The sequence below is a fragment of the Mesorhizobium sp. IMUNJ 23033 genome (assembly GCF_044778005.1).
Taxonomy (GTDB): Bacteria; Pseudomonadota; Alphaproteobacteria; order Rhizobiales; family Rhizobiaceae; genus Mesorhizobium; species Mesorhizobium amorphae_A.
Genome location: NZ_JBJACT010000001.1, coordinates 436,904 through 450,462 on the forward strand (window position 1 = coordinate 436,904; position 13,559 = coordinate 450,462).

Annotated in this window: 10 protein-coding genes; 6 read left to right on the forward strand and 4 right to left on the reverse strand. The window is 62.0% G+C overall.

The window, feature by feature from the left end; genetic code table 11:
• Positions 1 to 21: 21 nt before the first annotated feature.
• From ACFX5Q_RS02105 to ACFX5Q_RS02125, 5 genes are all read left to right on the forward strand, one after another.
• On the forward strand, positions 22 to 2,181 hold the full coding sequence (locus tag ACFX5Q_RS02105; protein ID WP_404274997.1) for a hydantoinase/oxoprolinase family protein: 2,160 nt from the start codon (positions 22 to 24) through the stop codon (positions 2,179 to 2,181).
• A gap of 13 nt (positions 2,182 to 2,194) precedes the next feature.
• Entirely contained in the window at positions 2,195 to 4,399 is a 2,205-nt protein-coding gene (locus tag ACFX5Q_RS02110) for a hydantoinase B/oxoprolinase family protein (protein ID WP_404274998.1), read from the forward strand.
• Entirely contained in the window at positions 4,396 to 4,887 is a 492-nt protein-coding gene (locus tag ACFX5Q_RS02115; RefSeq protein WP_404275000.1) for an acetone carboxylase subunit gamma, read from the forward strand. The genes ACFX5Q_RS02110 and ACFX5Q_RS02115 overlap by 4 nt, the downstream gene beginning before the upstream one ends.
• A gap of 103 nt (positions 4,888 to 4,990) precedes the next feature.
• Positions 4,991 to 5,818 carry an SDR family NAD(P)-dependent oxidoreductase gene (locus ACFX5Q_RS02120; protein WP_404275002.1) on the forward strand — a complete coding sequence of 276 codons (828 nt, stop codon included), beginning with the start codon at positions 4,991 to 4,993 and terminating at the stop codon, positions 5,816 to 5,818.
• Positions 5,819 to 6,066: 248 nt separating this feature from the next.
• The gene (locus ACFX5Q_RS02125; RefSeq protein WP_404275004.1) at positions 6,067 to 7,350 is read left to right on the forward strand and encodes an O-antigen ligase family protein; all 1,284 of its coding nucleotides are present in this window, start codon (positions 6,067 to 6,069) and stop codon (positions 7,348 to 7,350) included.
• A 118-nt stretch (positions 7,351 to 7,468) separates the two neighbouring features.
• On the opposite strand, the gene ACFX5Q_RS02130 is transcribed toward ACFX5Q_RS02125, so the two are convergent.
• From ACFX5Q_RS02130 to ACFX5Q_RS02140, 3 genes are all read right to left on the reverse strand, one after another.
• Positions 7,469 to 8,557 (reverse strand): acyltransferase family protein, encoded by a 1,089-nt coding sequence (locus ACFX5Q_RS02130; RefSeq protein ID WP_404275006.1) that lies wholly within the window; start codon positions 8,555 to 8,557, stop codon positions 7,469 to 7,471.
• Positions 8,558 to 8,704: 147 nt separating this feature from the next.
• A complete protein-coding gene (locus tag ACFX5Q_RS02135; protein WP_404275358.1) occupies positions 8,705 to 9,868 on the reverse strand; it encodes a polysaccharide biosynthesis/export family protein in 1,164 nt (387 codons plus the stop codon).
• A gap of 203 nt (positions 9,869 to 10,071) precedes the next feature.
• The gene (locus tag ACFX5Q_RS02140) at positions 10,072 to 10,749 is read right to left on the reverse strand and encodes a sugar transferase (protein WP_404275008.1); all 678 of its coding nucleotides are present in this window, start codon (positions 10,747 to 10,749) and stop codon (positions 10,072 to 10,074) included.
• A gap of 608 nt (positions 10,750 to 11,357) precedes the next feature.
• Here ACFX5Q_RS02140 and ACFX5Q_RS02145 point away from each other — a divergent pair.
• Positions 11,358 to 11,630 (forward strand): exopolysaccharide production repressor exox, encoded by a 273-nt coding sequence (locus ACFX5Q_RS02145; protein WP_404275010.1) that lies wholly within the window; start codon positions 11,358 to 11,360, stop codon positions 11,628 to 11,630.
• A 33-nt stretch (positions 11,631 to 11,663) separates the two neighbouring features.
• Here the strand turns inward: ACFX5Q_RS02145 and ACFX5Q_RS02150 are convergent, their stop codons facing one another.
• On the reverse strand, positions 11,664 to 13,553 hold the full coding sequence (locus tag ACFX5Q_RS02150) for an ABC transporter ATP-binding protein (protein ID WP_404275012.1): 1,890 nt from the start codon (positions 13,551 to 13,553) through the stop codon (positions 11,664 to 11,666).
• Positions 13,554 to 13,559 lie beyond the last annotated feature (6 nt).

Sequence of the window (13,559 nt, forward strand, 5' to 3'; positions counted from 1 at the left end):
AGCAGATCCTGGAAGGCGACCGTGACCCAGCCAAATCCCGCCGGCCCCATCGTCGGCAATCCAATCGTGATCGGTATCGACGCCGGCGGCACCATGACCGATACGATCCTTGTCGATCAGGACGGCCACTTCAAGATCGGCAAGTCGGCGACGACGCCGAAGAACGAAGCCGAGGGTTTCCTGGCGTCGGCGGAAGACGCCGCCGATGCCTGGGGCATCTCGCTGGAAGCGTTGTTCTCCGGCGTCAACGTCGTGCTCTATTCCGGCACCGGCATGCTCAATACGCTTTTGTCGCGCACCGGCCGCCGACTCGGCCTGATCACCACCAAGGGCCTGGAGGACATGATCCTCATGGGTCGCGGCCTGCAGGCCTGGGCCGACTATTCCTATGCAGACCGGCTGCATGCGGTGACCCATCATCATCCCGATCCGCTGGTGCCGCGCCGCCGCACGCACGGTGTCACCGAGCGCATCGACCAGTTCGGTGACATCGTGCTGCCGCTCTACGCGCATGAGGTTTCCGCCGCCGCGAAAAAGCTGATCGCCGACAAGGTCGAAGCGATCTGCATCATGACCATCTTCTCGCACGTCAATCCGGCGCACGAGAAGCGCATCGCCGAGATCTGCCGCGACGAGATCACCGCCGCCGGCGCCGACATCCTCGTCTACACCAGCCACGAGGTGCGTCCGGTCATCCGCGAGCAGTCGCGCTTGAACTCGGTGCTGATCGAGGCCTACGCCACTTCGCGCGGCCGCAAGCAGCTCAAGGGCATCGAGGATGTCTCGAAAAAGTACGGCTTCAAATATGGCGTGCAGACGCTGCTTTCTTTCGGCGGGCTGACCTCGATCAACCATCCGCGCTTGCACGAAACGATGATCTCCGGCCCGATCGGCGGCATCCTGGGTGCGGCCTATGTCGGCAAGCTGATCGGCAACGATTCGCTGATCTGCTCGGACATGGGCGGCACCTCCTTCGACATGGGCGTTATCACCCGCGGCCAGACGCGGATCGAGAACGAGCCGTTGATGGACCGCTTCAAGCTCAACGTGCCGACGCTGCATCTCGATACGATCGGCGCCGGCGCCGGCATGATCCTGAAGGTCGACCCGTTGACCAAGAAAGTTTCGCTCGGACCGGAAAGCGCCGGCTCCGATCCCGGACCGATCTGCTTCGACCGTGGCGGCACCGAACCGACCATCGCCGATTGCGACGCTATCCTTGGCCGGCTGAACCCGCATTATTTCCTCGGCGGCAAGGTCGTGCTGCAGGTCGACAAGGCTCGGCAAGCCTTCGAGGAGAAATGCGCCCGCGTGCTCGGCGTCGGCGTCGAGGAGGCGGCCGAGGGCATGATCGACATGCTGGAGGCCGACGCCAACAACGCGCTGCGGCGCGTCATCTCCGGCCAGGGCATCCACCCGTCGGAGTTCACGCTGCTGTCGTATGGCGGTTCGGGCCCATTGCACCTTGCCGGCTGTTCGCGCGGCATCGGCTTCAAGGACATTATCACCTTCCAGTTCGCCGCCGCCTTCTCCGCTTTCGGCTGCACCACCGCCGATTTCATGCGCCGCCATTCGGTGTCGACGCAGCATGACATCCCCTCGCGCGCCGACGAAGCGACGCTTGCGGGCTTTGGCGCCAAGGTCACCACGGTCTGGAACGATCTGACCAAGGCGGCAGTCGACGAGATGATCGCCGACGGCCATGCGCGCGAGAAGATCAAAACCGTGCCGTTCCTGATGATGCGCTACACTGGCCAGCTCGAAGACGTCGAAGTCATGGCACCGCTTGCCGAGGTCAATTCGGCCGACGATATGCGCAAGGTTCTCGACGAGTTCGAGGCGGTCTACGCCAAGGTCAACCATCGCGTTTCGCGCTATGGCGAGGCGGGCTTCACCATCACTGAACTCGGGCTCATCGCTACCGCCGACAAGGTCAAGCCGGTGCTGCTGAAGCGGCCGCTCGGCGCCTCCAATCCCGCCTCCGCCCATAAGGGTGTGCGCGAGGCCTATATCGCCGGGCGCTGGCACAAGGCCAATCTCTACGAGATGGACCTGCTTCAGCCCGGCCATGAAGTGATCGGCCCGGCCATTATCGAACATCCTGCCACCACGCTCGTCGTTCATCTGCAAGACCGTGTCTTCGTCGATGAATGGACGCTGCTTCACTATTCCCATGCTTGAGAGGGCGACCGCCATGTTGGACAAACCTGCCTCGGCCCTGCGGCTTCGCGAAAGGCTGCTCGATTCCGAGCGGCTGATGGAAGAGACCGGCTGCTATGACGGCATCACCGAGCTGTCGCTGCGCAACCAGGACCCGCTGAAATTCGAGACGCTGCACACCAAGCTGCGCGCCTATTGCGTCTCGGCGCGTGAAATGGCCCGCCGCATTTCGGCTTCGCCCGGCGTGCGCGAGGTCGGCGAGATGGTGGTGGCGATCTATACCCCCGAGGGCGACGCCATCGCGCTGTCCAACGGCATCATGGTGCACGTCCACACGATGAGCCGCTTCATCAAATGGATGATCAAAAACGGCTACGAGGACAATCCGCGCATCCGCGAAGGCGACATCTTCGCCAACAACGATGCATTCATCGGCACCGTGCAGGTGCCTGACGTGATGGACGTGGTGCCGATCTTCCATGAAGGCACGTTGGTCGGCTGGGCCGGTGCTGTCTGCCACGAGCTGGAGGCCGGTGGCATTACGCCCGGCGGCGACGTCTGCCTGGCGCAGGAGCGCTTCACCGAAGGCCTGTTTGTCTGCGCCGAGAAGATCGGTGAGAACGACGAGATCCGCCGCGACTATGTCATCCGCTGCGAGCGCAATCTGCGCATGCCGATCTACTGGGTGCTGGACGAGAAGGCCAAAGTCGCCTCGTGCATCGACATGCGCGAAAGCGTCAAGCAGCTGATTTCGGAAATTGGCCTCGACTACTGGATGAAGGTGTCGAAGGAGTTCATCGAGGAGGGCCGTCGCGCCCAGCTCGCCCGCACGCGCCAGCTCACCGTGCCCGGCATCTATCGCGGCCACACCTTCTATGGCCACGTCAACGCCGGCAAGCCCGGCTTCCAGCCGCTCGGCGATCCCGACTGGCTCTACAACATCCCGATCGAGATGGAGATCGGCACCGACGGCAAGATCACCATGGACTTCGAGGGCACCCAGCCCTGGGGCTACCATTCGATGAACTGCACGCCGGCCGGCATGGATGGCGGCATGTTCGTGACGCTGACCCAGCACATGAATTTCGAAGGCCTGGTCAATGACGGTGCCTGGATGGCGACCGAGCTGAAATTGCCGCATGGCACCTGGACCAATCCCGACAACGAGATGGTGGCGACGGCGACATCATGGGCGCTGCTGCTGCCGGCCTACGGCGTGTTCCAGCGGCTGCTGTCGCGCAGCTTCGTGGCGCGCGGCTATGTCGAGGAGGCCTTTGTCGGCCAGGTCAACAGCCCGATGATCGAAATGGGTGGCGAGAGCCAGTACGGCACGCCGTTCGGCATGGCACATTTCGAATGCGCCGCCGCCGGCTCCGGCGCGCTGGCCATCAAGGACGGGCTCGACACCGCCTATGTCGGCTGGAACCCGGAATCCGACATGGGCAACATCGAGGTCTGGGAACAGTCGATGCCGATGGTCTATATCGGCCGCTCGATCGTTCCCAACTCGGGCGGCGCCGGCAAATATCGCGGCGGCTGCTCGTTCATCTCGACCTGGCTGATCAACAAGACCTCGCATCTCAGGTTGCACACGTCGGAGCACTCCTCGCGCGTGTTCGACAATGGCGGCATGTGCGGCGGCTATCCTGCGCCGACCTGCCAGAAGCATCGCGCCGTGCGCAACTCCAACATTCACGAACTGGCAGCCAAAGGCGAACCGCTGGCGCATGCGCCGGGCACCGATCCGCACGTCTCGGATTACGAGAGGAACATCGGCGGCGACCATGTCGTGATCGAAGGCCCTTACATCACCGCCCCGCACAAGGAAGGCGATATCTTCAGCCATTCCTACAATGGCGGCGGCGGTTATGGCGACGTGCTGGAGCGCGACCCGATCAAGACGGCATGGGATGTCGAAAACGGCTTTCTCACCCGCGAGGCGGCGGACCAGGTTTTCGGCATCGTGCTCAAGGACGATGCCGAGGGCTATCCGGTCGTCGATGTCGACGCGACCGCCAAACGCCGCGCCGCCATGCGTAAGGAGCGCCTGGCCAAAGCGATCCCGGTATCGGACTGGATCGCCGCCGAGCGCGGCCGCGTCGAGAAGGCCGACTTCGCCCCGGAGGTGAGGAAAATGTATGCCAGCGCAATCAAACTGTCGCCGCGCTTCACCAAAGATTTCAGTGATTTCTGGAACGTCGACGCCAGATCGATCTTCACGGCGGGAGCAAAGCCATGACCTCATACAGCAAGGAAATCATCCGCGATCTGGCTAGCGGTCAGCTGCCCTGGCCGCAGACACGGCGCATCATGAGCGCCTACAAGGACGATGACCGCTTCTTCAAGATCGTCGCCGTCCATCAGGATCGCGTCGCCTGGAAGGATCCGATCCTGTTGCCGGTTAGCGATCATCTCTTCATCTGCCAGAGCGGCGAAGAGCGGATAACGCGATGCGAATGCGGCCATTCCTTCGGCGACTACCGCAAGAACTGGAAGCTCAAGGCTGCGATCATCGTGCGCGATACCGAAGAGACGGTGCGTGAGATCTATCCCAACAGCGATCTTCCCGATCCCGCGTGGATGGAGATCCGCGAGTTCATCTGCCCTGAATGCGGCACGCTGCACGAGGTCGAGGCCGCCGCACCCGGCTATCCGATCGTGCATGATTTCGAGCCTGACCTGGAAGGCTTCTACCGCGATTGGCTTGGCAAGCCGCTACAGCCTTGACCGGGCCGGTTGCCGGGCCTTGGATGGATCGAAGTTCGCCACCGGCTCCGGAATGATGGTCGATGGCGGCTGCCTTGCGGTGTGATTGCGGAGAACCTGTTCGATGACCAATCTCTCGGGCCGCGCCGCCATCGTCACCGGCGGTTTTTCCGGCATGGGTTTTGCCATCGCCACGGCGCTGGCACAGGCCGGGGCCAACGTGGCCGTCGGCTCCTATGTGGCCGCGCCGGGCTCGGGCAGGACCGACGCCGCCTACTATCCGGGCGCCGACGAGATCGAACGGGTGCGCGCGGCTCTGGCGGCGCATGGCACGAAAGTCCACGCTGCGCATCTCGACGTGCGCGACAGCGATCTCAGCAATCGCTTCGCGGCCGAGGCGGAGGCCGCGATCGGGCCGGCCGATATCCTCGTCAATGCCGCCGGCACCACAGCCGAGCAGCCGGTCTGCGGCCATTCCGACGAACTCTGGGACAAGATTGTCGACACCAACCTCACCGGTGCCTTCCGCGTCACCCGTGCCGTGCTGCCCGGCATGATCGGGCGCGGCTGGGGCCGTATCGTCAACATCGGCTCGACCGCGGCCTCCGTCGGCTGGAAGGACAATCCGGCCTATTGCGCCTCGAAGGCCGGCCTGCTCGGCCTGACCCGCTGCGTGGCGCTGGAAGGCGCCCCGCATGGCGTCACTTGCGTCATGATCAGCCCGACCTGGGTGGAGACCGAACTGATGCGCCGCAACGTTGCGCAAGTCGTCGAGCGTGAAGGCAAGGGCCGTACGCCGGAGGAAGCCATCGCCGAAATCGCGCGCGGCAACCCGCAACAGCGTATGCTGCAGCCGGAAGAGATCGCGGGGCTTGCCGTCTTCCTGTGCTCGGACGCGGCCAGGGGCATCACCATGGAAAACATCCAGATCACCGGCGGTGCTCTGTGGTAGCTCCGGCTCGCCGCCCCCGACCCGGTCCGGCCTTATGAGACGAACGCGCCGCATTAACGCCATTCACCTGTTGCATGACAATGCGCAGGTCCTTGCCGTTTGCCCGCGACAACATTTGTCATTGAGTGAGGCGCGATTGAACGGTAGGTTATATTGCACTGCACAATAGACGCCCAGGATCGGGCCTCGGACCAGCCTCTGGCAGGCCCAGCCGTGAAGGCTCAATGGATGAGAGATCCGTTAGCGATATGAAGATTCCAAAATCCTTGTTGATCGATCCGGAGAAGAGTGTCGTCTACGGCACCTTCGCCGTCGCCGTTTCGATCTTTGCCTTCGCCTACTCGACCAATTTCGGCCAGGTTCTCATCCTCGCCTACTACGCGGTCTGGCTTCCGCTCATCCTTGTCGACTACCGGCGGTTTTTGCGGCATCTCTCCGACGCCTGGCTGCCGCTGCTGTTTGTCGCCTATGTCTGCTTCTCGGTTTTCTGGTCGCATGCGCCCGGCACGACCGCGAGGGCGTCGCTTCAGTATTTCTCGCATGTCCTCTGCGCCTATGTTGCCGCGCGCACGGTCAGTGTTCGCACATTGGTGGTGGGTTCCCTGATCGGAATTTTCTTCGTCCTGCTCTATTCGCTGCATGTCGGCGCCTATGCGCTCGACACCATCGACGGGACCACCAATTTCGTCGGGGCCTTCGGCTCCAAAAACCAGGTCGGCTTCTTCGCTTCGTTCGGCATCTATCTCTGCTTCGTCTTTGTCATCTTTTACCGGCGCGGCTGGCCAAGCCTGGTCTGGACGGCGCCGATCGGCCTGCTGTCGCTTTACATGCTGGCCATCGCCCATTCCGCCACCTCGGTGGCGTCGCTGCCGGCGGGGCTGGCGGTCGTCATCCTGCTTGGCGTGAGCAAGGTGCTGTCACGCCGCTACAGGCGGGTGCTGTTCGCGGTCGGCGCCTGCACGCTGGTCGGGGCGATCATGGCGGCGCTCAATCTTGGCCTTATGGATTTCGTGCTCGGCATCTTCGGCAAGGATTCGACGCTCACTGGGCGAACCTATCTGTGGGAACAGGGCTGGGAGGCCGCCCAGCAATTCCCGGTCCTCGGCTATGGCTATGCCGCCTATTGGGTGCAGGGTTTCGCCGAGGCCGAACGGTTGTGGGCCGAGTTCTACATCACGACGCGCACCGGCTTCCACTTCCACAACACCTATATCGAGACGCTGGTTGAGCTCGGCTTTGTCGGGGTGACGCTGATTGCGCTGGTCATCCTGCGCGCCTTCTATGGACACGTATCGTCCGTGATCTTCCGCGACTGGCGCGCCGATTCGGTCGTCCTCGCCGGCGCGGTCGGCCTCATGCTGCTCCGCTCCTTCTTCGAGGTCGAAATCCTCGGCCCCTACTTCACCGCCTCGTTCGTCGTCTACTACGGACTGTTCAAGCTGCGCGAAGTGCCGGTGGTGCGGCCGCAGCGGTCGCGGATCGCCATCCAGGAAGCGAAAACCGCAAGCAGCGGAACCCACGCAATAGGTTAGAGCAATTCCAGGAAAAGTGCGGAGCGGTTTTCCGTCCGGAATTGTGTGAAAACAAATACTTAGAGTGGGTCGTCGGGTCCATCAAAAGCCGAACCGCTCTAAGCGGCAGGGCCGACGCTCAGGCGATGGCGCGAGAACGCTGCATCTGCCGCTGCAGGAACCGCCGCACCGGCTCGTCATAGAGGCGGGTTGCGATGTCGGCGATGACGATCACGGCAAGCGCCATGACGATGCCGAACCAGGGATGGTTGGCGAACGGATCGATGGAGACGGCCTTGCCCGCTCCCGCGATGATCATCAGCATCGGCGTGTGGATGATGTAGATCGGGTAGGAGATCCGTCCGAGCCAGCCATAGAGCCTGGCAAGGCCTGGACGGGTCGGCGCTACGGCGCCAACCGTGACCAAGAGCGGAAACAACAGCACGACGCAGATGAGATCGTAGGGCGCGCGGCCGGCGCCTGCCGGCGCGATGGCAAAGACCACCAGTGTCAGGATCATCGCCATCTCGACCCAGTAGCCTTTCTGCAGGAACCCGAGACTCCTTTGGATGCTCCCCATCGACCGGCAAAGCAGCACGCCCAGAAAGAACGAGAAGGTGACGCGCGGCAGGCCGCTGGCGATGGTCTGTCCGGTCATGCCGAAATCGAGCGTGCCGGCCAGCACCGCAGCAAGGATCAGCAACGCCAGGCTGCCGGCGATCAGCACCACCAGCGCCCTTTTCGACAGCACGAAGAACAAGAGCACATAGGCAATGTTCACCAGCAGCTCGAAAAACAGCGACCAGGAGGCGGGATTGAGCGGAAAGATGGTGTGATAGGCATCGCCGACCAGCGGAATGAACAGCATGCCCGTCGTCAGCATGACGGCAATGTCGGAGACCGGCAGATACTCGGCCGGAATCAGCCTGTTCTTGATCACCAGATAGAAAAAGCCGAGCAGCGTGCCGGCAAGGTAGAGCGGGTAGAGGCGGATCAGCCGGATCAGCAGGAAGCTGCCGACGCTCATCCCGGTTTCGATCTTCCTGTCATAGGCGTGTGCAATGACGAAGCCGCTGAGCAGGAAGAACAGGTCGACCGCAAGGTAGCTCGAAGGCAGCACCTTGCCGTCGGAGATGAATGGCGAGAAGTGGTAGAGCATGACGCTGATCGCCGCCACGCCGCGCATTGCGTCGAGATTGAGGTACACGTGACGGGGTGCCGGCTGCATTATGGGCCTTCATCAGCGGATCGCTGCGCGACGTCTACAGCGGCTCTCCTGCGCCCGGCTGGGCGGCACTTGAGCTGCCTTCTCAACTCCTGCCGGCCGGCGTCGATGACGCCGGGCCGTTTACCTACTGGCTGACGATTGTCAGGCCTACTGGCTGGCCATCGGCGCCAGCTTGACCTTGATCACGTCCCCCGGCAGCACCGGTGTGTCCTCCTTGGCGGCGATCTCGCTCGTCTTGCCGTCGACAACGCGCACCAGCGAATAGAGGAGGGCCGGTTCTTCGCCGCTTGTGATGGCAGCCGTCGTTGCCGGATCCGTTGCCTGGGCCATCAGGCCTTTTTGCATGCCCACCCTGAGCGCAGCCTCGTTCAGATCGGCTTCGGTCTGCTGCCGGTCGGCGGCGAGCTTCGAGCTCAAGGTGTTTTGGGCATCGATGGCATCCTGCGTCGCCTTGCTGATCGACTGCTTGGCGGTGAGAATGGCCGTTTCGTAGTCCAGGATCTTGCCTTGCAGGTCGGCGACGGATTGCTGTGAATCCAGCAATCGCGAATTGGCGACCAAACCCTTTTGAGCCAGCGGGCCGATGTTGCTGAGCTGCTTCTGCGCCAGATCGACCTGCTTCTGCTGGTTCACGATCTTCTGCTGCAGCGATTCGATTTCGGACTGCAAAACGCTCTTCAACTCGTCGAGCGCCTGCAGCTTCAGCTTCAGCGCTTTCTGGTCGGAGGTGAGGATTGTCATCTCGTCGGCAACGATGGCCTGCAACCGCGGATCGCCCTCGACCTCCTTCGGCACGTCGAAGCTAGTCTTGCCGACCAGATCGGCATCGATGCGGGCGCGTTTGACCACCAGCCGAACCCGCTGGTCGTCGTAAATGTCAAAATTGCCCTTGGCTGTGACCAGGTCCTTGCCGAGCTGGGCACCGAGATCGGAAGTGCGCCTTATGCCGCCGGCAACGCTGATCGCCTTGAGCACCGTCAGTTCGGGCACGTAGGGAAACTGACCAGGCGACTGCACTTCGCCCGAAATGTAGAACGGCCGGAACTGCACCATTTCCACGGATGCTTCCGGCTTGTCCGCAAGCGCCAACTTACGCTGCAGGGCTTGGCTGATCGTCGCTGCGATCTCGGCGGTGGTCTTGCCGGCGGCGGGCAATTCGCCTGCGAAAGGCACAGAGAGCGTTCCGCCGGGGCCGACCGAATAGTCTCCGTTGACCGCCGACCAGTCACGGAACGTGCCTTCGACGGTCTGCCATTCCGCGATGCGGATGTTGAGCTTGTCCTGCGGTCCGAGCTGGTAGTCGCCGGCCATGGCCGGGACCGAAAGCGAGAGCGCCAGGCAGGCTGCGATGAGCCGTACCGGCGCCGTGGATATGGACAGATTGCTGCGAAGAAGGCCGACGATGTCTGTTTTCAACTGAACGTTTCCGATCCGCTTTGCCCCCACCGCCCGATGGGTTCGCTGCTGGCCGAAGGCGGCCGCCTCAATGCAAGACCGGCCGTGCGAGACTAGCTCTAGTAGGAGCCGCGCGACATCCACACCGCAGGCACGGTCTTGACGATGATACGAACGTCCTCGAACAACGACCAGTTCTCGACATAGTGGCGATCGAACGCCACGCGGGTGTCATAAGATACGTCGTTGCGGCCGCTGACCTGCCACAGCCCGGTCAGGCCTGGGCGCGACTTCAGATAGTAGACGGCGGCGCTGCCGTAGATCTCCAGTTCGTCGCGCACGACGGGCCGCGGTCCGACGAGGCTCATGTCACCCTGCAGGATGTTGATGATCTGCGGCAATTCATCGAGGCTGAGCTTCCTCAGCACTGCGCCGACGCGGGTGACGCGCGGGTCGTTCTTCAGCTTACGCGTCGCGATCCATTCGGCATTCGCCTCCGGATTGGCGGCAAGGTAAGCAGCCAGCACGCGCTCGCCGTCCGGAACCATGGTGCGGAACTTGAGGCAGGGGAACACCCGGCCGCCGCGACCGATGCGCTTGTGGCCATAGAAGATCGTGCCGCCGTCCGACAGCTTGACCAGAAGGGCCACCATCACGAACAGCGGGCTGAGAAGAACCAGGCCGACCAGTGAGCCGACAATATCGAAACTGCGTTTGAGCAGGCCGCCGATGGGTGGCGGAAAATCAATGCCGACCTGCGAAAACCCCGCATTGGCCGACTTGGCGACGTCCCTCATGCTTAAAGCTCCATACGTTGAACGAATGGTTTACGGCACGATATCAAAAAAATGCTGCAGCGCAACACACAATTTCCCATCACGGTGAAATAGTCACGTCATGAATTGACTAAATAATAAACGCGCTCTGCCCAAAAATTCGCCTTTGTGGCACGTTTGTGACAATTTGTGAGCAAGTGCTGAAAATGTAGTGCTTTTTTGGGGCCGATTTTGGGCGAATCGTTCTTCGTCGCAGAGCGTGGGGCGTTAAATTGCTTAAGATTCGCTGGATGACCTGAGTTGTTCGCATAAAATACTAATTAACATTGTAGCTTTTACTGAAGTAGAATTCACTTCCTCCTAATCGCTATGGTGCCTGCGTGTGCGTCGCAGCATGGCAGAGTCGATCCCGTCGACCCGCTCAAAATTATTTGCGGTTGGCCTTGCCGACAGTTTCCCACCTTAATAGAGTCGCAAATTGTTCCTGTTAGAGTTTGGATAGGTTGGAAAGGCTGGAAGCAACCGGTCGAAAGTGGGCATAAGAATAAGCTCGCGTGGCGCATGGGGAGATACTCGGGTGGGTAAGTCGTCGCTTTTGCATGCTCGCGTCGGTTGACGGGACGACGGGCATGTCACTACAAAAATTCATCATAGGAATGGTTTTCGCCATCGCGATCGTGGTCGCGTGGTCGTATTTCGATGGCGCTTCGCTGGGCATGACGCTGCTGCGTGCCATCGCTTGCGCCGTCATCATTCAGCTTGGCTACTTTCTGCTGGTCTTCGTCATGGTCGCCAGGAGCGCCCCGACGCCAGCCGAAAAGGCACGCGAAGCCGAAAGAAACCTGGGCCTGGACCAGACGGCCAAGAACGAGAAATTCAGCGCCAGGCGAAGCATTCACTGATTCTTGCTTCGCTGCGCCGTGGCCAAATAGTCCTCAGCGAACGTCGGCGGTCTGTCTCTCGGCCTGTTCGCCTGACAGCATCCGTGACAACCGGCTGCCGGATTTCTGCTTCAACCGCTGATATTGGCCGACCTCGACGATGCGGCCATTCTCGATTGCCACGACCCAGTCGGCGAAGGCGATCATCGACGGCCGGTGCGCAATGGTCAGGATGGTCATCCGGCCGCGCAGCCCATCGATCGACTTGGCGATCAGCGACTGGTTCTGCCAGTCGAGCGCGCTGGTCGCCTCATCGAGGATGAGAAGCGACGGCTTGCGCAACAGCGCGCGCGCCAGTGCAATGCGTTGGCGTTCGCCGCCCGAGAGCCGGACGCCGCGATCGCCGACCACCGTATCCAGCCGATGCTCGAGCCGTTCGACGAAGTCGGCGGCGTGCGCCGCCCGCAGCGCCGCCCACAGTTCGTCGTCGCCGGCCTGCGGCGCGGCAAGACGCAAATTCGCGGCGATCGTATCGTGCAGCAGGAACACGTCCTGCGGCACATAGGCCACCTGGTCGCGCCAGCGTCGGCGGTTTTGCGCTCCGATCTCGACGCCGTCGGCGAGGATCTTGCCTTGCGTCGGTTCGAGCAGGCCAAGCAGCATGTCGGCAATCGTGCTCTTGCCCGATCCCGAAGGACCGATGAGGGCGGTGACCTTGCCGGCGGGAAGGCCGAAGGTGATGCCGCTCACCACCGGTCTGCCGCCCCCTTCGCCATCCCTGAGTGCTGGGGAAACGTCACCATAGGCGAACGAAACATCACGTATGTTGAGCCCTGTATCGAGCGCCAGCCTGGCGCCTTCAACGGATTCACTGCTTGCCGGTTCGCGCTCCGCGTCGAATTCGCGCTCCGCGTCGAAGCGCGTCTGCAGGTCGCGCATCGAGGCATAGGCAGGCAGATTGATCAAAACCTGCTGCGCCTGGGTCTGCATGTCCATGAAGCGCGGCGCGATGCGCATGAAAACCAGCAACAGCACCACGATTTCGGCCAGCGACAGGTTGAAGCGAACTAGCGCGATATAGATGAACAGGCTGAGCCCGACGACGCTCGCCACCTGGAACAAGGCGGTGCCGATCGTTGAGTTGCGCACATAGCTGATGTTGTCGGCCTTCATCTTTTCGAGGGTCGTCTGCAGCTGCGCGAAATAGCTCGCCTCGACATTCAGGCTCTTGGCCACCTTGATGCCGCCCAGGAACTCCGAGACCGTGCGGTATTGATCCTGGCGATTGGTCGTCACCACCCGGCCGAACGCCGTGGCGCGGGTGCGAAAAGGCTGCAGCGCGACGAACATCAGCACGCCGATCACGATGGCGAGGCCTGTCATCACCGGCGAGATGAAAAGCGATATGACGAGATAGCCCGCCAGCAGCACACCGATCTGCGCCAGCATAAGTAGCGCGAAAGCCGCTGCCTGCACGCGGTCTATGTCGCCGGTCAGCGCGTGGTCGAGATCGGAACTGCGCATGCGTGAGAAAATGCCCCAGCGCGCCTTGCCGATGCTCTCGAACAGATTCATGCGCAGACGGTTGATGAAATCGAACAGAAGCCTGGCCATGTAGACGGACTTGAAGCGGTTGAAGGCCGCCTGCAGCGCGACAAGCCCGACCAGCGCGCAAAGCACCGTCGTCAGCTGCAGCGTCCCGTCAGGCACCAGCCAGCGCACGAGGTCGTTACCCGGCAGTCTGACCGCGAAATTCTGCTCGGAACGCCCCACCAGTTGCAGCAAGGGGATGAGAAGCAGGATCGAGATGCCTTCGGTCAGGCTTCCCAGGATCAGGAAGAGCAAGGCCGTCCAGGTCCGCCGCCCGCCGATCCTGGCGATGACGCCGGCAAATCCGGCGATTTCCCGAAACAGCGACAAGCGAAGGACGGATGATGCCGGCATGGATCT